Here is a 21,429-nt window from a genome sequence, read left to right as displayed (position 1 = left end):
GTTTTATTACATTTACATAAAATTATATTTAACAATGGAGCATTAAGGGGGATGGAGAAATGGAGGATACAAGCATGGAGGGTGTTCTGGAAGGCATAGCCGTCATAGGAGTTTCGGGGCGTTTTCCGGGGGCCAAAAATACGGCGGAATTTTGGGACAGGCTAAAAAGCGGACAGGAATGCATAACCTACTTTTCAAAAGAAGAGGCAAGAGCGTGCGGTATAGATGAGGAAAGCATAAACGACCCCAACTACGTTTTTGCGGGAGGTATATTGGAGGATATTGAACTGTTTGACGCCGATTTTTTCAGCCTCAATCCCAGAGAGGCAGAGAATCTTGATCCTCAGCAAAGGCTTTTTTTGGAATGCTGCTATGAAACACTGGAGGATGCCGGGTATTCATGCAATGACTACAATTATCCCATAGGTGTATATGCCGGAAGCAACATGAGCTACTATTTTCTTTATCACCTTTTTAATAAGCTTGGTGTCAAGGACGACCTTGCAATAGCGGTGGGAAATGACAAGGATTATGTGGCGACGAGGGCATCCTATGAATTTAACCTCAAAGGCCCCAGCGTTAATATACAGACTGCCTGCTCCACCTCCATGACTGCAATTGCCATGGCGTATGAGGGGCTGCTTAATTACCATTGTGATATGGCGCTGGCAGGAGGTGCGGGAATAAAGCTTCCGCAAAAATCCGGCTATATGTTTCAGACTGGCTTTATAGGATCTCCCGACGGGCATACGCGCCCATTTGACGCCGATGCTTACGGAACTGTTTTTACGAGCGCGGTAGGGGTTATTCTTTTAAAGCGTGTGGAGGATGCCATAAGAGACGGGGATCACATATACGGAGTAATTAAGGGGATGTCGGTAAACAATGACGGCTCCACCAAGGTGGGGTTTACGGCACCCAGCAGAGAGGGAGAGGCTGAGGTGATTGCGGCTGCACAGGGCTTAGCGGGAGTAAATGCCGAGGATATAAGCTACATAGAGGCTCACGGCACGGGAACCTCCTTAGGAGATCCTATAGAGGTGTCGGCGCTGACTATGGTATTTGAGAGGCAAACCGACAAGAAGGGCTTTTGCGCGATAGGATCCGTAAAAAGCAATATAGGTCATGCAATTTCGGGCGCCGGTGTTTCGGGAATGATAAAAACGCTTCTCGCGCTTAAGCATAAGCAAATACCTCCAAGCATAAACTTTAGAAATCCCAACCCCAAGATTGATTTTGAGAATAGTCCTTTCTATGTAAATACAGAGCTTATTGACTGGCAAACAAACGGAAAGCCCAGAATAGCGGGAGTAAGCTCCTTTGGCTTTGGGGGGACAAACGTACATGCGGTGGTTGAGGAAGCGCCGCCGTCACAGCAGCACCCTTCTACAAGGCGCTATCACATGATAACGCTGTCGGCAAAGAGTCTTAATGCATTGGACTGCATGTGCGTCAATCTTGCGCGGCATTTTGAGGAAAACCCCGGGATTAATCTGGCGGATGCCGCATACACTCTTCACGTGGGGAGAAAAGAGTTTGAATACAGGCGCGCAATAGTTTGCGACAGTGTAAGCGGTGCAATCGGCATGTTGAGAGCGGGCAGGGGAGAGGGGATTTTTTCAGGACAGGCAAAGAATATGAGCTGTTCCGATGAGGGTGCATGTTCGGTTATGGGCAAGGACCTAGGACAAAGAGAGGTTCTGGAATCATTGGCAGTGCTATGGATGGAAGGCGCGCCCATAGACTGGCTTTCCTTTCATGAGGATGAAAAAAGGCTTAAGCTGCCTCTGCCTACATACCCATTTCAAAGAAAAAGGTATTGGGCGGAGCAATACAATATGTCGGAGCTGACAAGGAAAAGCAATTTTCCGTCCCATGCAGGCGATGATTTAAGCAATTGGTTCTATTCTCCCCTGTGGAAGAGGGCGCAAAGGCTTCCTTTTGACGGGGAAAGGCTGGATAAGGAGGGCATATGGCTTATATTTGAGGATGAAATGGGGTTGGCTGCACAAATAAAGAGCCGTCTGCAAGAGGAAGGGATTGAGACAGTAACGGTTTCAACGGCCAACGGGTATTGCAGAACAGGCAGCTCGGAATATACAATCAATCCCGAGAGCAAAGAAGACCATTTGCGGTTGATAAGGGAGGTATTCCATGACAAAAAACCGGGTCCCATCCTTCATCTCTGGAGCGTTACGGGAGACAAGCCTTTTAATTCAAGGAGAGAGCTTTTCGGCCGGTGCGAAAGGTCGGGCTTCGGCAGCCTGCTTTTTCTTGCACAGGCACTTGGAGAGTGTGTTATAGATGATAACATAAGGCTGGCGGTGGTATCGACGGGTATTCATGCAATATCTGAGGAAAGGGACGTCCAGCCCGAAAAGGCGGTTGTTATAGGTCCGTGCAAGGTAATACCCATGGAGTACACCAATATTTTCTGCCAGTCTATAGATGTGGACTTGCCTGACAGCAATGCACCGCGCGACAGGCTTGTGGCGATGATTTTAGCGGAGCTTACTGCCGGAAAGCCTGAGACGGCAGTGGCGCTCAGGGGTTGTCACAGGTGGGTTCAATCGGTTGAAAATGTAGAAATTGAAGGCTGCGGTGATGGCTGCTGGGTAAAGGACGGAGGCACATACCTGATTACCGGGGGGCTTGGGGGTATTGGCCTTGCTGTTGCCCTGCATATGGCGCAATTTGCAAAGGTCAAGTTGATATTAACAAGGTATTCGGAATTCCCTTCAAGGGAAAGGTGGCAGGAGTGGATTGATACGCATGACAGCGAGGATAAGACGAGCGGTATTATTAGCCAGCTCCTGCAAATAGAGGAGCTTGGGTGTCGGGTTATGGCTGCCGGTGTTGACACTTCAAGCCTTGAGCATATGAGTGAGCTGATACAGAGTGCTAAAGCGCGGTTTGGCCCTATAAACGGAGTTATACATGCGGCGGGAATTTCAAGAAACGGACTGATTCAGGAAAAGGACATCCGGCTTGCCGCACAGGTGCTTGCCCCAAAGGTTTCGGGAATTCTTGTTATAGACGAGCTTATCGGCAGGGATGAGCCGGATTTTATAGTATTATTTTCATCCAGCAGTTCTATTTTGGGAGAGGCGGGATTTATTGATTACTGTTCGGCCAATTCCTTTTTGGATGCATACGCTCACTATAGGAACACAATATCAAGCACCTTTACCGTATCGGTGAACTGGGATGAATGGGGCCAGGTAGGTATGGCGGTCAATACCGGAGCCCGGAGCACAAGAAGAAAAATTACCGTTGCAGAGGGGATGGAGCTGCTTGACCGTATTATATCGGCGCGGTCGTTTGAGCAGGTAGCTGTGGTTCCGGGAGACTTTTTAGGGAGGCTTGAAGAGATTAACAGCTTCAGGCTTTCATCGGGACAAGAGCACAAGCAGAGCGCAAATAGAGCTGCAGCGCAGGATAACCGCCCCAAGCTGGGGACGGAATATATACCCCCTGAAAGTGAGACGGAGAAAGCAATTGCCGACATATGGCAGGAACAGCTTGGTGTTTACCCCGTTGGCATAAATGATGACTTTTTTGAGCTGGGAGGGCATTCGCTGCTTGCTACCTCAATGATTTCAATCCTGCGAAAGAAATTTCATAAAAACATAAATCTGCAAAGCTTTTTTGAAAGGTCTACGGTTGCTCAGCTGGCGGAAATATTGGGCGATTATGGCGAGGATATGGAAGGAGAATACGAAGAGGGCGAGCTTTAAAAGAACTAAGGTACTCTGACTGCCCGCAAAGGGAAATGCCTGATTTAAGGATATCATTGATACTTATTTATTTGCACTTTAATTCTGTGCAGGATATAATATTTCAGTACAGAGGTGATGTGCATGTTCAAGATAGGTGAGTTTTCCAAGTTAACGCAAGTATCAATCCGAATGTTAAGATATTATGATGAGACGGGATTGCTAAAGCCCGCCAAGACAGATAAATTTACAAATTACAGGCTGTATTCCGCGGAACAAATTGATGTTCTGAATAAAATAGTATTCCTACGTGATTTAGGCTTTAATGTTGCTGAAATTGCCGCCGCCATGAAGCACTGGGACGACGGGTTTATAACTGATCGGCTTGAAAATAAACGACTGGAGATTGAAGGTGAAATTAAGGCCGCGCAGGATAAGCTGTTTAAAATCGAGCTGGCAAAAAGGGATATCCGGCAGCAAAGAATAGCGACGCATTACAATGTTTCTATTAAATCCATACCAAGCTGTCAGGTGCTTTCTTTAAGGAGGATTGTATGCGATTATTATGCCGAGGGCGAGCTGTGGGAGGAAATGTCGGCTTTTGCAGACAAAAACGGCATTCCCATTTCAAACAGCACATTTACCATTTACCATGACACGGATTACAGGGAAACGGATGTGGATATAGAAATATGCGCTCCCGTGTCACGTACAGAAAAGGACATGTGCGGCTTTACATACCGCACAATACCGAGCCTGTGCCGATTATGGCATGTACCATGGTGTACGGACCTTTTAAAAACATTTCGGGCGCATACCTTGCCTTCGCAAGCTGGCTGCAAGCTCACAGCCAGTATAAAATGAGCGGGCAGAGCAGGCAAATTGTCCACCGCGGGCCTTGGAACGAGGAAAGCCCCGATAAGTACCTTACCGAAATTCAAATACCTTTGGAAAAGATATAAAAAGTGAATCTAATAATCAAAAAGTATCGACAAATAACAAATCATGCAATTTACAAATGTGGTTTTTTGGTGTATCATTATATATAATTGCTTTGCACAAACGATAAAAGCTTTTGGAAAGACTTTCAATAAGAGTTTTCAACATTGTCAGAATCATACCTGATGGATTAATAGCAAAATTTTAGTAAATATCGTTAATGATAGCCTTGTTAGTACTTTAACATATCAATACAGCATTTAAAATTGAACAGTGATTGTGTTATGTGCTAAAGACATTGGCAGCGATAAATTCTAATTTATATTTACACTATATCCGGAGGATAAATCAATGATACCTGAAAGCCAAGATTGGATAAACATCCCTGAAATTAAGAAATTTAAAATGGATAGTCTCATGGAAGATCTGAGTGATGGTTTGCTGACAAGTTTATTGACACTTGTGCAGGATGGCATTTGCTTTTTGGATAAGGATTTAAACATTATATACATCAACCCGACAATTTTGTGTTGGTATCCTGACTATGTACCAACGAAAGGGCGAAAGTGTTATGCGGTATATCATCATCGCTCAGAGCCGTGCGACGAATGTCCTGTTTTGAAGGCGATTAAGGATAAAAATCCAACTACGGGTATAGTTCCGTTTGAAAATAGCAAGGCTGCTTTTGGATGGCAACAAATTTATTGCACCCCTATACTTGATAATGACAACGAAGTCATTCTTGCCATTGAATATATTCGAGATATCAGCAAATTCAAACATTTAGAGCTCTCTTCCGAGCTGATAGAAAGTCAAAATAAACTTTTGATGGGCTTTCTTGAAGAAAAACGAAAAGAAAAAGAAATAATGGAACGTAATTTTGCGGTCAATATTGATCGCATTATTCAGCCGGTTTTGCGGTATTTAGAAAATGTATTAGATGCAGAAGCCATGAACATTGTTAAACGCCAATTGGATTTATCGACACATACAATTACCGAGAAGAAAGAATATTTGTTTGAACGATTATCACCGAAGGAAATCCAGATAGCAAAATTAATCGTTGAAAACAAGCTGAGTAAGGAGATTGCTGATCAATTACAGATAACAAAAAAGGCAGTGGACTTTCACCGCACCAATATCCGTAAAAAACTGAATCTTAGTCCAGAGGTCAATTTGCAGCGATATATTGAAATGAATATGTAAATGAAAATGTATTAAAAACAATGCCGAGAAAGATTAAATTTAAAAATAAAATAGTTTTATAATAGCGTTCAACTTCGATTTGGACGCTATTTTTTTGACTTTTTTTAGCTTTAGCGGAAGTCACGCTGTCTTTTATGTATACATATAAAAAAACAAGTTTGTTATATGTCTGGAAAATAACATTCAGGTATATTTTCAGATACTAAAGTTTACTGGTATTAACCTATTACATTGTTGGGATGGCTAAATTGTGCATATTGCATAATAATATTATACATAGTCAGTTTAAATTTAAGCAAAAACAATAAAACACATCCAGTCATTATCAAATATTTGAATGCAATCCTTCATATATGATGTAAAGTTGTATCGATGTTAAAGTATATATTTGAAAATTTTACATATTAGTCAGGGGGAGGCGTAAGTGACAATGCAAAGCGAAACGATACTGGAGATGGACGGTATTTCAAAGTCATTCCCGGGTGTAAAGGTTTTTGATAACCTGTGTTTTGATGTGCGGAAAGGGGAAGTGCATTGTATTTGTGGTGAAAATGGTGCCGGAAAATCCACTTTAATCAAAATACTTTCCGGAGCACATATGCCAGATAGTGGGACAATACGTATAGATGGCAGGGTTGTTGAAAATAATACGCCCCATTTAGCAATGGGACTGGGTGTACAAACCATCTATCAGGAGCATAATCTGTTTCCGCTATTGAGCGTATATGAAAATCTATTTGCAGGAAATGAATATACGAAAGGCGGATTGCTCAGGAAGTCCGAAATGGTACAGAAGACTTCGGAGATATTAGCGTTTTTGAATTCTGATATTTCGCCATTTGATATTGTTGGACAGCTTGGAAGCGGTGAGCAAAAAACAGTTGAGGTTGCAAGAGCATTTATAAAAGAATCAAAAGTGATTATTCTGGATGAACCAACAGCCTCTTTCAGTCAAGCAGAAATCAAAAATCTTCTGCATATTGTCAAGAAGCTTTCTAGCGAAGGAATCAGTATTATTTATATCTCTCATCATCTTGAAGAAGTTTTTGAAATTGCTGATCGCGTCACAGTCATTCGTGACGGTATGAAAATCAATACTTACAATATCAAGGATTTAGATGAATGCACCTTAATCAATGACATGGTAGGACGTGATGTATGTTCCTTTTTTAACCGTGAAAAGGTGGATATTGGAGGCATCAAATTCGAAGCGACCGATTTCTCGGGAAACGGTGTCAGTAATGTCTCTTTTGTTGTTCGTGAAGGTGAATTGGTCGGTTTCTCGGGTATGGTTGGAGCGGGCAGATCTGAACTGGCAGAGCTTTTGTTCGGTGTCAAAAAGGCTGACACCGGCAGCATTAAAATAGACGGGAAAGATGTCCGAATTGATTCTCCCATAGATGCTATATTAAATGGTATGTGTTTTATTACGGAAGACAGACAATCAACCGGTTTATCACTGCAGCATTCTATTCTCAGTAATTCCAATATCGCCATGTATTCAAAAGACAACAAACGATTTGTAAAGCCTTCAGATGATTTGAGGGTTGCACAAAAATATTGCAAGAGCATGAATGTTGTTTCGCCAACTGTTCATCAGAAGGTAAGTCTGCTATCTGGCGGAAACCAGCAAAAGGTAGTTCTTGCAAAATGGTTTGCAACCAACGGCAGCATCTACATTTTTGACGAGCCTACCCGAGGAATAGATATTGGTGCCAAAGAAGAGATATATAAAATCATGACACAACTGCTTAAGGAAGGAAAAAGTATCATAATGATTTCTTCTGATATGCCTGAATTAATTGCAATGAGTGATCGTGTACTGGTTATGCGCAAGGGGAGACTGGTTGCTGATATTCCCAAAGATGAAATGACAGAAGAAAATATTTTAAAATTTTCAATAGGCGGTGGTAGTGATGATTAAAAAGGACTTAGTCAATGAAAAAAAGTGGGAAAATGCACTTACAAAAAAACTAATGCATCATGAAAATTCATCCATTTTATTTGTATTGCTGCTTGTAATTGCATTGGTAGTTCTTGCCGAATTCTTTTTAGCAAGAGGGATGGTATTCAAGGATCTTGCTTTTCTGTCATCAAGAAATATTTCAAGTGTTTTGCAGCAGGTATCAATCACAGGCATTCTCGCAATTGGGATGACGCTTGTCATGCTGATGGGTGGAATTGACCTTTCGGTCGGCCAGTTGATGGGCTTTATCGGTGTTCTGATGGCTTCGCTGATAAAAGCGGGCAACCTGCCAATGTGGTCTATTGTACTGATAGGCATGTCCACGGCTATTGTTTGTGAGCTGCTGATGGGCTTGATTATATCCCGTACTAAACTGGAATCATTTATTGTGTCATTAGGCTTTATGAGCATATACCAAGGTTTTATCTATCTGATTACAAATGGCCGGGAGATTAGCATCGGAGATAAATTTGAATTTATAGGCAAAACCTCAATTAATATAACTAGCAACTTTAAAATATTTTCATCCGTTATCTTGTATGTATTACTGACGGTTATCGTATGGTTAGCCATTAAATATACTAAGTTCGGCCGTCGGCTTTACTTTGTGGGAGGAAATGAAAATTCTGCATTCTTGGCAGGCATCGGCGTAAAAAATTTCAAATTATGGGTTTATGGATTGAATGGTTTTTTTGTTTCCATTGCATCAATGATTATGATTTCCAGATTGAGTACGGGTGGCCCAAATATGGGACAAGGAAAAGAAATTGATGTAATAGCTTCAGTTGTTGTGGGTGGAACTGCAATGTCCGGCGGGAAGGGAAATGTCTGGGGAGCTTTGATAGGGGTCATCTTACTTGGATGTATCTCAAACGCGCTGAACATTTTGGGAGTCAATCCTTATTATCAATATGTTATGAAGGGAGGCTTAATTGTTTTATCTGTTTTCATTGGATATTATAGCGGATTGAGAAAAAAGTCAAAAACAAGACTGAACCAGAGAAGTATAGCCTAAAAATAACTTGTTTACGATGAAGGAGGAAACAATGAAGAAACTTGCAACAATATTTATGGTTTTTGTAGTAGCATTGTCCATGGGTGCATGTTCATCCAATGCTCCAGCACCTGTAACAACATCTGACGGAACGGATACAACAGTTCTGACTCCGGGGACAAACGCAGATACTGCCGTAGATCTGAAGAACAAAAAATTAGCCTTTATAAATGCCGGACCGGATGACTATTATGCTGCTTTCGGTAACGCATTTACAGCAGTAGCAAAATCTTATGGCATGAATGTGGCCGAACTAAACTCTGCTTATAGTGCAGAAAAAGAGCTGGCCAATGTTCAGGATATGATATCTGCAGGCGTTGATGCGATCGCAGTTATAAGTGCAAATACCGCAGGCAGCTCTGCTGCTATTGCAGCTGCAAACAGTGCCGGTGTTCCAATCTTTTATGTTGGTGGCAAGCCTGAATTGCAAGCAGGATCTGAAATTCAGGGACATGTAACAGACAGCTTTGTAATGATGGGTTATATGGCAGGACAATGGGTTAGCGAAAAATATCCCCAGGCCAAATGCGTCACAATACCTGGTCAGCTTGGCCAGAGAATGGCCGAGGGCGAAGTGGTTGGTTTTGCAATGGCTCTTGATGAAGCCGGCATGACACCGTTGAAGGTTCTGGCAAGTGGCGAGTGGCAGAAAGAAAAAACCGTTCCGATTATGGAAGCATTAATTGATTCTGGAGAAAAATTTGATGTGGTCTTTGCTGCAAATGACGAAACTGCATTTGGCGTCATTCAGGTTCTTAAAGAACGCGATATACCAATTAAGCAATATCCGGACGACGGGAAAGATGGTATTGTCGTTGTTTCAAACAATGGTAAAGACTCTGGCTGGGATGCGATGAAAGATGGAGGACTTGCAATTTCTGTTCCAAATCCCCCTTCACTAAGTGCTGACCTATGTGTACAGCAAATTGTAAAGTATTTCTCAAAAGAGCCATACAAAAAGCAAATTCAAATTACACCGTCTATTATTCTTGATGCAAAGAATACAGACAAGGGGATATCCTGGGTACTTGACACCTACATGAAGCAACGTGCCAATAATGTTTTTGAATGGAATCTATCTTATTACGAAGAAAGCTATGATAAGAACATGGTAAAATATGAGAAATTTGACAAAGCAGTAGATGATTATATGGCAAAGCATTAATAAAAATAATCCATGGAGGAAATGACATGAGCGAATCATTATTTACATCACTAAAAATTGGAAAGAAGGTAGCGCCAAATCGTATTGTTATCAATGCGATGGAATGTTGCGATGCACTGCCAAATGGTGACCCAAGCCCATTAACCTACAAACGTTATGAAGACTACTTCAAAGGCAAAGCCGGCGTAGTTGTTTTAGAGGCTATTACACCCCAGTATGATTACATTGCACGTAAAAATCAGCTTTCTATTAAGGAACACAATCTGCCGGCATTGAAGAAATTTGTCAGTCACCTCAAGGCGATTAACCCGGAGACCATTTTCTTATTCCAAATCACGCATTCAGGTGAAATAAGCAATAACGTGTATTCACAAAGAATCCGCGTTACTGAAGAACCACTTGCGGGATATGAGGATGCAAAACTTGTCAGAGAGGCTGAAATCGAACAGGTTATCAAGGATTACGTACTTGGATCTAGATATGCGTATGAAGTTGGAGCGGATGGTGTTGACCTGAAACTTTGCCATGGGTATCTTGGCACACAGATCTTACGCCCATTCAACAAAGATAACTGGAAATATGGCGGAGCCTGGGAAAACAGAAGACAGTTTGCTATTGACATTTATGATCGGGTACGTCTTGCTGTGAACGATGATAACTTCATACTTGGATCCAAAATTTCAATGTATGAAGGTTTTCCGGGCGGTGTAGGTACAATGAGCCCAGACAGTGCTTGCATGGATTTGACAGAATCAATTGATCTCATCAAAACCTTGGAAGCACATGGAGCACATTACATTTTACAATCTGCCGGTTCACCATCCCATACATTGGATCTTGCGCATCCTGACAGGCGCACACCTGACTATGCTTATCTGCACTTCTACTTCCAGAAGATATGCAGAGATAATTTGAAGCCAGAAACCGTTGTAATGGGTTCTGCATATTCCATCTTCCGAGATGGCAAACAACCATTCTGCGCTGTAAAGCCAGAAAACAATACACTTCGCTTCTGGGGAAACAAAAATATCAAGGAAGGTGTCGTGGATGCAGTAGCCATCGGCCGGCAGGCATTTGCTGATCCCTATCTGCCTGCGAAGATGATGGAAGACAAGGATAAGGAAGTACACTGGTGTACCCTTTGCGACCATTGCGTAGAGTTGCTCATTCGTCAGCACAATTGTGGCTGCGCTACCTATGACAAGCACTACACAACTGTGTATGTGGATATGATCAAAGCTGAAGGAAAACTGAAGGCAAAACACACTTGAACGGCAGATGTAATAAAAAACAACCGTTATAAGATATCTTGAATATTGAGGAGGAAATAGATTATGGCTAGAGTTATAGATGATGATTGCATTAACTGTGGTATTTGCGTGAAATTCTGCCCTGTTGGAGCTATTTCAGAGGGCGAAAAGCACATGGAAATTGACAGGGAAAAATGCTTTGATTGCTATGCATGTGAAATTGAATGTCCCAAAAATGCAGCGTATATGGGATAACTTAGGACTTTTATTGGAAAAGGTGTTTTGATTTTTAATCAAAGCGCCTTTTCCTTCAAAATGCAATTGACGAATCATTTGGCAGCATATGGCGGAATGTTTGTCACCCAACAAAAATTAATAGAGCAGGAGGATAGAACTATGGGAAGATTGTTGACTCTTATGACCTGCCAATGGGCAGATCTTGAAATGGAAACAATGTGCCGGAAAGCTAAAGCGATGGGATATGACGGACTTGAACTTGCCTGCTGGGGTAACCATCTGAATTTGAAAAGAGCTGTTGATGATGACCGGTATATTGAGGATATCAAAAAACTGCTCAATAAGTATGGGCTTAAGGTATATGCTCTGGCAACACATATTATCGGACAATGTGTAGGTGATTATAATGATCCTCGCTTGAATAATTTTGCACCTGCTGAGCTTGCAGATAACCCTGAGGCAATTCGCAAATGGGCGGTTACCAATATGAAATATGCCGCTATTGCAGCGAAGAAGCTTGGATGCAAAGTCGTCACCGGATTTACAGGTTCACCGATTTGGAAATACATGTATAGCTTTCCTCAGACAACGGAAGCAGTTATAGAAGCCGGCTACCAGGAAATTTATGACCTTTGGTCGCCAATACTTGATGTTTTCAAGGAATCCGGTATTCAATTTGCTTTGGAAGTGCATCCTGCCGAGATTGCATTTGATTACTATTCCACAAAAAGGTTGCTGGAGAAGTTTGCTGACAGACCTGAATTCGGATTGAATTTCGATCCAAGCCATCTGATCTGGCAAGGTCTCAAACCAGAGCTGTTTTTGATGGACTTTGCAGACCGTGTTTATCATGTCCACATGAAAGATGCAGCAGTGACGCTTGATGGCAGAAACGGTTTGCTGGGCTCCCATGTTGATTTTGGAGAATTAAACAGGGGATGGAACTTTCGGTCTTTGGGACACGGTGATGTGGATTTCGAAAGCATTATACGTGTGTTGAACAAAGTCGGATATAAGGGGCCTTTGTCTGTGGAATGGGAAGATTCCGGAATGGAAAGAGAATATGGTGCAGCTGAGGCAGCGGCATTTGTTAGGAAAATTGATTTTGAAGCATCAAATATAAAGTTCGATGAAGCAATAGCGAATTAGGAGGTTTGTATGATAAAGCGATTGAATTATGGTATGGTCGGCGGAGATTTAAATGCTTTTATCGGCGGAGTTCATAGGGTAGCCGCTTCCTTCGACGGAAGAACTCAATTGGCAGCGGGATGTTTTAATCCTAATGCTGAACCCAATAAAGAGTGCGGTGAATTCCTTGGACTCGATTCAGATCGAGTGTACAAGGACTATGTAGAAATGGCAGCAAAAGAAAGCGCAAGAGAGGATGGCATCAATTTTGTGACAATTGCCGCACCAAACAATATGCACTATCTAGTCGCAAAGACATTCCTTTTACACGGCATCAATGTTCTGTGTGAAAAACCGCTCTCTTTTGAGGTCAGCGAAGGCGAGGAGCTAAAAAAAATTGCAAATGAAAAAGGACTTTTATTTGCTGTTAACTACGCTTATTCAGGCAACAATATGGTCAAAGAAGCAAGAGAGCTTGTTGAGCAAGGCGTTATTGGCGACATCATCAATGTCAATGCTGAATACTTGCAGGAATGGTTAATTGATGATATTGGCGCCGGTGACAATACTATGAACAAGCTATCCGTCTGGCGGAAGGATCCGAAATTATCAGGCAGCTCCAACTGTGTCGGTGATATAGGCACGCATATTGAACATACCGTTTCTTATATCACAGGGTTGAAAGTGAAAAGATTAGCTGCAAAAATGGACTATTTCGGGCAGCCTCTTGATTTGAATGCCAATATCCTTGTAGAGTTTGATAATGGATCACATGGAGTGTTTTCTTCATCCCAAGTTTGCGTTGGACATATGAACGGACTTGTCGTGCGCATCTTTGGAACAAAAGGCTCAATTGAATGGGTACAAGAGAACCCCAATATTCTTTCAGTGACACTTAAAGGAAAGCCGACTCAGATATATAACCGGGGCATGTCATACGTGTCGAAAAGATCAGCACAAATGAGCCGCATTCCGTCCGGCCATCCGGAAGGATTATATGAAGCATTCGCCAATATCTACAAAGTATGGGTTAATGCAAACTTAAAAAAACTCAATGGCGACGAATTCAGCAAATATGATGATGATTTTCCATCCATTGATGATGGTATTGCGGGCGTAAAATTCGTCCATGCTTGTCTGGCCAGCAATAAAAACGGTGGAAATTGGGTGGATGTTGACTGAGGGGAAGAGTTTAATTTTTAATGTCCTGTATGGTCGGTAATAGATTACTTTATAATAGCCTTCCAATGGCGGTGCTGCCGTTGGAAGGCTATTGTCTGTTTTTATATGCTGGAGCAGAGTATTTATGAATTAATATGTATGCCTTATTTGCCAAAATTATCTTGAAGAAAGGAAGGATATAGTAATAAAATATAGAAATATAAAATAATATTACTTGTAATAAAATCGAATTTTGTGCAGCTTGCAATTTTTGGGAGAGAAGAAAATGGAGCCGATTATTTTTTTTGATATAGAGGGTGAGCCTAATAGTAAAAAGATTCTTGACGTTGGAGGCGTTAAGAGTGACGGCAGTTTATTCCATTCCAATTCTGTTGCCGGATTTATCAAATTTATAAAGGGCTTGCGGTATCTCTGTGGACATAATATTTTAAATCATGATTTAAGGTATATTAAAGCTTCTGTTGATGCCACGGAAATAGACGATTTGTATTTTATAGATACGCTCTATCTCTCTCCTCTTATGTTTCCCACCAGACCCTATCATGCGCTGCTCAAAGATGATAAGCTGCAAACGGAGGATGCCAACAACCCGCTGAACGATTCTATGAAAGCGAGGGATCTATTTTTTGATGAGGTTGCGGCTTTTCAACGGATGGATAATAAACTAAAGAGGATTCTCTATTTTCTTTTAAAGGATAAAATGGAGTTCAGTTCATTTTTTCTTTTTTTAGGCTATACTGAAGCTCATATAAATATTGAAAAGGAGATTCAGGAAAAATTTAAATCATGGATATGTGAACAGGCAAATCTTGGCGATATAATAACACAATATTCTGTTGAGCTGGCTTATTGTTTAGCTTTGATAAATGCCAACAGCAAATATTCAATCACTCCTCCGTGGGTTTTGAGAAATTTTCCGGCGGTTGAGCATGTTATGTTTTTGTTAAGGAGAAATCCGTGTATTAAGGGGTGTGCTTATTGCAATAAAGCTTTTGATATTCACATGGGCCTAAAGCAGTTTTTCGGGTTTGACTCTTATAGGACGTATGCCGGAGAAGCTTTACAGGAGAAGGCGGCGAGGGCGGCAATTGAGAACAAATCACTTTTAGCTGTGTTCCCCACAGGGGGAGGCAAATCAATTACCTTTCAAGTACCGGCTTTAATGAGCGGGATAAATTCAAAGGGACTTACTGTTGTTATTTCACCTTTGCAATCACTGATGAAGGATCAGGTAGACAATCTCGAAAAGGCTGGTATACCGTATGGTGTTACTATTAACGGTCTGCTCGATCCTATTGAAAGAGCAAAGTCCTTTGAGCGGGTTGAAAACGGATCTGCGTATATGCTTTACCTATCACCTGAGGCTTTGCGCTCAAAGACTATCGAGCGTCTGCTCTTAGGAAGGAATATCGTCCGCTTTGTAATTGACGAGGCACACTGCTTTTCGTCCTGGGGACAGGACTTTAGGGTTGACTATTTGTATATTGGCGATTTTATAAAGTCAATCCAGCAAAAGAAGAACCTTCAGGACGGAATTCCAGTTTCCTGCTTTACTGCTACTGCCAAGCGAAGGGTTGTTGAAGATATCCGCAGTTATTTTAAGGAAAAGCTGTCTATTGAAATGGAGGTTTTCAGGTCGGGAGCATCAAGGAGCAACCTGAGCTATAAGGTGCTTCAAAGAGCAAGTAAGGAAGAAAAATACAATACCTTAAGAGACTTGCTTGAACAAAAGAGCTGTCCTGTAATTATTTATGTCTCACGTACAGGCAAAGCAAACTCTTTAGCGCAGCGATTGATGCAGGATGGCTATACAGCCAGGCCATATCACGGAAAAATGGACAGCCGGAAAAAAATTGAGAATCAGGACTCTTTTATAAGGGGAGAGGTTCGTATCATGGTTGCAACCTCGGCTTTTGGAATGGGAGTGGATAAGAAGGACGTGGGAATGGTCATTCACTACGACATTTCCGATTCTCTCGAAAATTATGTTCAGGAAGCTGGAAGGGCAGGAAGAGATGAAAATATATCTGCAGATTGCTTTGTTCTATTTGATGATGAGGATCTGAACAAGCATTTTATGCTTCTGAATCAAAACAAGCTTAGTATTCAGGAAATTCAGCAGATATGGAAGGCAATTAAGGACATTACAAGATTCCGTTTGAAGGCATCACAGTCTGCACTGGAAATTGCCAGAAGAGCCGGATGGGATGACAGCATTGCAGAGATAGAAACAAAGGTTAAGACAGCAATTGCAGCGTTAGAGGATGCAGGATATCTCAAACGTGGCTATAATATGCCAAGAATATTTGCAAGCAGCATTCTAGCGAGAAATGCAGAGGAGGCTATTGGAAAAATTAACGCATCGGACAGGTTTGATGCAAAGCAAAAGGTAAAAGCAGTGAGGATCATAAAAGGGCTTTTTTCCAGCAGGAGCAGGAAGCATCTAGGAGATGAGGAGGCGGAATCAAGAGTTGATTACATATCTGATCGTCTGGGAATCGTAAAAGAGGAAGTAATTAAGATTGTAAATCTTCTTAGAGAAGAAAGGATTTTGGCAGATACAAAGGATTTGACTGCGTTTATAAAAAAGAGAGAGAATGTAAACCGTTCATTGGATATATTGAAGTCCTTCCGCCAAATTGAAAGATTTTTTTTAAGCTGTCTGGATGGTGAGGAAAAGACATTTCATATAAAGGAGCTTAATGAGAGGGCAGAAGAAAATGGGTGTGAGGATGTCAACCCTGATAAGATAAAAACAATCGTTAATTTCTGGGCAATTAAGGGATGGATAAGGCGCCAAATCTCAGAATACTCGAAAAACCATATTACCGTTATTTGTATGCAGGATACAAAAGAGTTGGAGGAAAGGCTTGCCAAAAGGCATGAGCTTGCGCACTTTATTTTGGAGTACCTCTATAGTAAAGTCAATAAAGAAGAATCAAAGGATGAGGAGACTAAAGAGGAGGCTCTGGTTGAGTTTTCGGTTTTGGAATTGAAGGAGGAGTTTGAGGGCAGGTTAACTCTCCTTGATTCAAAAGCCTCTGTGGACGATATTGAGGACAGCCTTTTTTATCTGTCAAGAATACAGGCGTTAAAAATAGAGGGTGGGTTCATGGTTGTTTATAATGCTCTGACTATTGAGCGCATTGAAAAGGATACTAAAAAGCGTTACAAAATGGAGAATTACCAAAAGCTCAGCCAGTTTTACCATAATAAGATGCAGCAAATTCATATTGTGGGTGAGTATGCCAGAACAATGCTCAGCAATTATAAGGCAGCATTGCAATTTGTGGACGATTATTTTCAGCTGAACTATTCCTCCTTTCTGAATAAGTATTTTAAGGGTAGCAGGCAGGATGAAATTAAAAGAAATATTACCCCTGCCAAATTTCGGCAGCTTTTCGGAGAGTTATCTCCCACCCAATTGAAAATTATCACCGACAATGAATCAAAGTACATTGTTGTAGCAGCCGGCCCTGGCAGCGGAAAAACCCGTATTTTGGTTCACAAGCTGGCTTCATTACTTTTAATGGAGGATGTAAAGCATGAGCAATTGCTGATGCTAACTTTTTCAAGGGCGGCAGCTACGGAATTTAAAAAGCGATTGCTTAAGCTGATAGGAAACGCTGCAAATTTTGTGGAGATAAAAACCTTCCACTCCTATTGTTTTGATTTATTAGGTAAGGTTGGTAATGTTGAAAAGTCAGATGAGGTAATTTCAGAGACTATAAAGAGAATTAAAGGGGGAGAGGTTGAGGCAGGCAGAATTACTAAAACGGTTTTGGTTATAGATGAAGCTCAGGATATGGATGCAAACGAGTTTAATTTAATCTCAGCATTGATGGAGCACAATGAGGATATGCGTGTTATTGCGGTGGGAGACGATGACCAGAATATTTTTGAATTCAGAGGCGCAAGCTCAAAGCACTTGGAGAGTTTGGCTTATAAGGAAGAGGCGGTTATGTATGAGCTTGTAGAGAACTACAGGAGTAAAAGCAATCTTGTAGACTTTGCAAATCAGTACGCAAGCAGAATCCCGCACAGGCTGAAGAAGGCTCCAATTATTGCGGCTCAGAGTGATATCGGAAAAATAGAGTTGGTGAGATACACCAGTGGTAACCTTGTTATACCGCTGGTAAAGGATATCCTATCAGAAGGTCTTGCTGGAACATCCTGTATTTTGACTAAAACAAATGAGGAAGCACTGCAGATTTCGGGAATGCTTATTGAAAGAGGGTTAAAGGCAAGGCTTATTCAATCAAACGACGGGTTTAATTTTAACAATCTTATGGAAATAAGGTTTTTCCAAAATGCTCTGAATTTAGCTGATGATATTTATATTATAGATGACGATATTTGGGGAGAGGCCAAAAAGAAGCTTGAAAATAAATTCAAAGGTAGTTTGAATTTGGATGTATGCACTAATATGTTCAAAGACTTTGAGACTGCAAATCCCAAAAATAAATACAGATCCGATTTTGAGACTTTTATAAGGGAGTCAAGATTTGAGGATTTTTGCGGTGGCGATGTGGAAACAGTATTTGTTTCAACAATTCATAAGTCAAAGGGGCGGGAGTTTGACAATGTATTTTTAATGCTTGACGGATTCAATGCCGCAAAGGAAGAAGCGATGAGACAATTGTATGTTGCAGTGACCAGAGCAAAGCAAAAGCTTAGTATACACTGCAACGGAAATTATTTTGATTTTATAAAGACAGATGGACTTAAAACGGTTATGGATTCTAAGACCTACCTGCAGCCGGACAAATTAGCTGCCCAGCTGACCTTTAAAGATGTATGGCTGGACTTTTTTCAGTATTGCCAAAAGCCTGTTTCACATCTAATGAGCGGAGACAGACTTGGTATTTGCGAGGATGGCTGCCGTGACGTAAACGGTCGGCAGGTATTAAAGTTTTCAAAGAATTTTATTCGGCAGACAGATGCCATGAAGAAAAACAACTATGCTCCTGTAGAAGCAAAAATCAGGTTTATAGTGTATTGGAAGAAGGAAAATTCGGAAAACGAGATTAAAGTTATTTTGCCGGAGATTTACTTTAGTAAAACAAAGGATAATCATGGATAATTTAAATGCCGTGCTTAAAAACTTATATGCAAAAAGAATAAAAAGGGCTTTAAATCTCTCTTGACAGCCTGGTTATTTATGCTGTATACTTTTTGTAAGAACGTTATTACAAAACAACGAGGATGATGTGATGTGAGAACAAATCTAAAGCGCGTTGCAGAGCATCTCGGGATTTCTGTTTCTACTGTTTCCCGTGTTGTGAACGGGAAGGACAGGGTTAGCCCCGAGACAAGAGCGGCTGTGCTGGCAGCTTTGGAAAGCCTGAATTATCAGCCCAACGAGATTGCCAGAAGCTTAAAGGCCCAAACATCAAAGGCAATAGGTATTATTGTTCCCGATATTACAAATACCTTTTTTGCCAGCGTTATAAAGGGCGTTGAAAGTACTACAAGGAAAAATAATTATTCCGCCGTTATTTGCAACTCCGATGGTGATGCAAAAAGAGAAGAGGAATATTTAAAGCTTTTGCTAAAGAAGCAGATTACGGCACTGGTTATAGCCACTGTGAGCGAGGACGTAAGTATTTTCAAGACCTATAAGGACTTTGGAATACCAGTGGTCTTTATCGATAATCTCCCTAAGATGAAAACAAAATTTGATTTTGTCACAATTGATAATGTGGAAGCAAGCTACAGGCTTACCAAGCATATTATTTCACTTGGACATAAAAGCATAGCCGCCATTTCCGGGCCTGTGTCGGAATCTACAGGGTCGGAACGTTTGCAGGGCTTTAAGAAGGCAATGCAAGAGAGTGGACTTGAGATAAAGCCGGAATATTTCCGGCAGGGAAGCTTCCAGCTGGAAACAGGCTATGGCATTGCCAAAAAAATGTTCCAGCAGCAAGAGAGCCCAACAGCGCTGTTTGTTGCAAATAACATGCAGGCGTACGGCGCACTTCATGCACTTAGAGAATGCGGGCTCAGAGTTCCCGAGGATGTGGCTCTGGTTTGCTTTGACGCTGTCGATAAGACAGGCCTGATGGTGCCTGAAATGACTACTATGGTACAGCCTGCAGAAAAAATAGGAGAGCTTGCGGGTGAAATTATCAGCAGAAAGCTTAGTAAAACTGATTTACAGATATACGAGAATATTATTTTGGAGGCGGAGCTCAAAATAGGGGACTCCTGCGGATGCAAGACGAATCAGAGGTGATGGTACACACCGGCAGTGTACCGTTGGTGAGAGATGGGTTTCATTTGATTCTGAAAAAGGTGGTTTTGCTTGAAGGAGCAGCATATAAGAAAGGAGGAATTTTTTTTGCAGGTAATGCAAACGTTATTACAAAATTTATCTGCTCTTTCGGAAAATACTATAAATCACAATTACTTATATAATTGGGATGATGCAAATACTAAAAAAATGACAGGAGGAATTTTTATGAAAAAATTAGCAGCATTGATTCTTGCGGTTTCTATGGTTTCGATGGTATTATTCTCCGGCTGCGGTTCTTCTTCAGGAGCAGACTCAAATGGGAATAACGGTACTCAGGCATCCTCTGCCGGCACTCAGGCATCTAAGACTGACGATAAAGCCGAGGGCAAGAAATATGTCGTTGGCGGGGTAATTATGAACATGGCGTGGCCGTGGTTTTTAGGCACGCAGGTAGGAATGGAGCAGTACGCACGGGAAAAAGGACTGAATGTCGAGTTCCAGTTCGAGGACAGCCAGAATGATATTCAGACACAGATTAAGCAGCTTGAAAATATGGCTCAAAAGGGAGTTGACGGTATTGTAATATTCCCCGTTGACAGTAAGGCAATTATACCTACCATGGTTGATTTGCATAAAAATAAGCAAATTAAATTTGTAGTAGGCGACTATGCACAGAACCCCGATTCAAAAGATGACATAGTGTGGGAAACCTTTGTTGGGCATGACTTTAAAGCAATGGGGACTGTTGCGGGACAGATTGCCGTTAAAGAAATGAAGGCACAGGGAAAGACAAACCCAACCTGCGTTTACTTGTCGCTTCCAAAGTCGGGCGAGGCTTCGGTAAAGCGCTTTGAAGGGTTTAAGGAGGCTGTTTTGGCAGAGCTTCCTGATGCAAAGATAATCGAGGAGGGAGATTCAACCGGCGACCGCAGTTCTTCACAAACGCTGTTTGAAAACGTGCTTCAAAGATCCTCTGACATAGATATTGTTTGCGGGCATAATGACGCTCTTGTAGTGGGTGCGTACAATGCGGCGGTAGGTGCTAATGCTGCCGATAAAATGAAATTTATAGGCATGGCGGGGGACAAGGAGGTTATACAGTACCTTGCCGACGGAAACAAGTCATGGATTGGAGAGGTGCTTCAGGACCCCGTTGTACTCGGATATACAGCTATGGAGGCTCTTGTAAATGCTCTGGATGGAAAGAAGCTGCCGGATAATTTTGATCTGCCTGCACCGGAGGCCCTGACACCTGAAAATATTGGGCAGAAGGATTGGAAGAGCTGGACTTGGCTTGGGAACTAGAAGATATGCATTTTAAGTATAAGCTGCCGTCCCCTTTAAGGGGGTG

13 protein-coding genes and 1 pseudogene are annotated in these 21,429 nt (G+C 41.7%); all 14 read left to right on the top strand.

Translation table 11 applies throughout. From position 1 onward, the window contains the following. Nucleotides 1-59 precede the first annotated feature (59 nt). Nucleotides 60-3,737: a type I polyketide synthase gene (locus tag DFR58_RS10050; RefSeq protein ID WP_114297719.1), complete on the top strand. Its 3,678-nt coding sequence runs from the start codon at nucleotides 60-62 to the stop codon at nucleotides 3,735-3,737. A gap of 123 nt (nucleotides 3,738-3,860) precedes the next feature. After that, nucleotides 3,861-4,678, top strand: a pseudogene (locus DFR58_RS10045) (MerR family transcriptional regulator). A 328-nt stretch (nucleotides 4,679-5,006) separates the two neighbouring features. After that, on the top strand, nucleotides 5,007-5,861 hold the full coding sequence (locus DFR58_RS10040) for a LuxR C-terminal-related transcriptional regulator (RefSeq protein ID WP_114297718.1): 855 nt from the start codon (nucleotides 5,007-5,009) through the stop codon (nucleotides 5,859-5,861). Between the two features lie 430 nt (nucleotides 5,862-6,291). Beyond that, on the top strand, nucleotides 6,292-7,785 hold the full coding sequence (locus DFR58_RS10035) for a sugar ABC transporter ATP-binding protein (RefSeq protein ID WP_114297717.1): 1,494 nt from the start codon (nucleotides 6,292-6,294) through the stop codon (nucleotides 7,783-7,785). Then, nucleotides 7,778-8,842, top strand: a complete 1,065-nt coding sequence (locus DFR58_RS10030; RefSeq protein ID WP_114297716.1) for an ABC transporter permease — start codon at nucleotides 7,778-7,780, stop codon at nucleotides 8,840-8,842. The genes DFR58_RS10035 and DFR58_RS10030 overlap by 8 nt, the downstream gene beginning before the upstream one ends. Before the next feature lie 31 nt (nucleotides 8,843-8,873). Beyond that, nucleotides 8,874-10,046, top strand: coding sequence for a sugar ABC transporter substrate-binding protein (locus DFR58_RS10025; protein ID WP_170138111.1), 1,173 nt, complete (start codon nucleotides 8,874-8,876; stop codon nucleotides 10,044-10,046). 26 nt (nucleotides 10,047-10,072) lie between these two features. Further along, nucleotides 10,073-11,317 (top strand): oxidoreductase, encoded by a 1,245-nt coding sequence (locus tag DFR58_RS10020; protein ID WP_114297714.1) that lies wholly within the window; start codon nucleotides 10,073-10,075, stop codon nucleotides 11,315-11,317. Between the two features lie 63 nt (nucleotides 11,318-11,380). Next, nucleotides 11,381-11,551: a DUF362 domain-containing protein gene (locus DFR58_RS10015; RefSeq protein ID WP_114297713.1), complete on the top strand. Its 171-nt coding sequence runs from the start codon at nucleotides 11,381-11,383 to the stop codon at nucleotides 11,549-11,551. A 141-nt stretch (nucleotides 11,552-11,692) separates the two neighbouring features. Then, a complete protein-coding gene (locus tag DFR58_RS10010) occupies nucleotides 11,693-12,682 on the top strand; it encodes a sugar phosphate isomerase/epimerase family protein (RefSeq protein WP_114297712.1) in 990 nt (329 codons plus the stop codon). Between the two features lie 9 nt (nucleotides 12,683-12,691). After that, nucleotides 12,692-13,843 carry a Gfo/Idh/MocA family protein gene (locus tag DFR58_RS10005; protein ID WP_114297711.1) on the top strand — a complete coding sequence of 384 codons (1,152 nt, stop codon included), beginning with the start codon at nucleotides 12,692-12,694 and terminating at the stop codon, nucleotides 13,841-13,843. A gap of 265 nt (nucleotides 13,844-14,108) precedes the next feature. Further along, nucleotides 14,109-18,926 (top strand): RecQ family ATP-dependent DNA helicase, encoded by a 4,818-nt coding sequence (locus DFR58_RS10000; protein ID WP_114297710.1) that lies wholly within the window; start codon nucleotides 14,109-14,111, stop codon nucleotides 18,924-18,926. Between the two features lie 132 nt (nucleotides 18,927-19,058). Then, nucleotides 19,059-20,078 (top strand): LacI family DNA-binding transcriptional regulator, encoded by a 1,020-nt coding sequence (locus DFR58_RS09995; RefSeq protein WP_114297709.1) that lies wholly within the window; start codon nucleotides 19,059-19,061, stop codon nucleotides 20,076-20,078. After that, nucleotides 20,057-20,260, top strand: a complete 204-nt coding sequence (locus DFR58_RS21855) for a hypothetical protein (protein ID WP_170138110.1) — start codon at nucleotides 20,057-20,059, stop codon at nucleotides 20,258-20,260. Before DFR58_RS09995 ends, DFR58_RS21855 begins: the two co-directional genes overlap by 22 nt. A gap of 43 nt (nucleotides 20,261-20,303) precedes the next feature. Beyond that, complete coding sequence (locus DFR58_RS09990) at nucleotides 20,304-21,383, top strand: sugar ABC transporter substrate-binding protein (protein ID WP_170138109.1); 1,080 nt, start codon at nucleotides 20,304-20,306, stop codon at nucleotides 21,381-21,383. Nucleotides 21,384-21,429: the final 46 nt, after the last annotated feature.

Origin of the sequence: Anaerobacterium chartisolvens, assembly GCF_003337415.1 — a bacterium.
Lineage (GTDB): Bacteria > Bacillota > Clostridia > Acetivibrionales > DSM-27016 > Anaerobacterium > Anaerobacterium chartisolvens.
Note: the sequence above shows the minus strand (reverse complement) of the source record. Positions and strands in the feature narration are given on the sequence as shown.

What these genes read in the sequence shown, in the direction of transcription:
- DFR58_RS10040 (WP_114297718.1), top strand. Translation starts at nt 5,007, where the DNA reads ATGATACCTGAAAGCCAAGATTGGATAAACATCCCTGAAATTAAGAAA.
- DFR58_RS10000 (WP_114297710.1), top strand. Translation starts at nt 14,109, where the DNA reads ATGGAGCCGATTATTTTTTTTGATATAGAGGGTGAGCCTAATAGTAAA.
- DFR58_RS21855 (WP_170138110.1), top strand. Translation starts at nt 20,057, where the DNA reads ATGCAAGACGAATCAGAGGTGATGGTACACACCGGCAGTGTACCGTTG.
- DFR58_RS10035 (WP_114297717.1), top strand. Translation starts at nt 6,292, where the DNA reads ATGCAAAGCGAAACGATACTGGAGATGGACGGTATTTCAAAGTCATTC.
- DFR58_RS10030 (WP_114297716.1), top strand. Translation starts at nt 7,778, where the DNA reads ATGATTAAAAAGGACTTAGTCAATGAAAAAAAGTGGGAAAATGCACTT.
- DFR58_RS10050 (WP_114297719.1), top strand. Translation starts at nt 60, where the DNA reads ATGGAGGATACAAGCATGGAGGGTGTTCTGGAAGGCATAGCCGTCATA.
- DFR58_RS10025 (WP_170138111.1), top strand. Translation starts at nt 8,874, where the DNA reads ATGAAGAAACTTGCAACAATATTTATGGTTTTTGTAGTAGCATTGTCC.
- DFR58_RS09990 (WP_170138109.1), top strand. Translation starts at nt 20,304, where the DNA reads ATGAAAAAATTAGCAGCATTGATTCTTGCGGTTTCTATGGTTTCGATG.
- DFR58_RS10005 (WP_114297711.1), top strand. Translation starts at nt 12,692, where the DNA reads ATGATAAAGCGATTGAATTATGGTATGGTCGGCGGAGATTTAAATGCT.
- DFR58_RS10020 (WP_114297714.1), top strand. Translation starts at nt 10,073, where the DNA reads ATGAGCGAATCATTATTTACATCACTAAAAATTGGAAAGAAGGTAGCG.
- DFR58_RS10015 (WP_114297713.1), top strand. Translation starts at nt 11,381, where the DNA reads ATGGCTAGAGTTATAGATGATGATTGCATTAACTGTGGTATTTGCGTG.
- DFR58_RS10010 (WP_114297712.1), top strand. Translation starts at nt 11,693, where the DNA reads ATGGGAAGATTGTTGACTCTTATGACCTGCCAATGGGCAGATCTTGAA.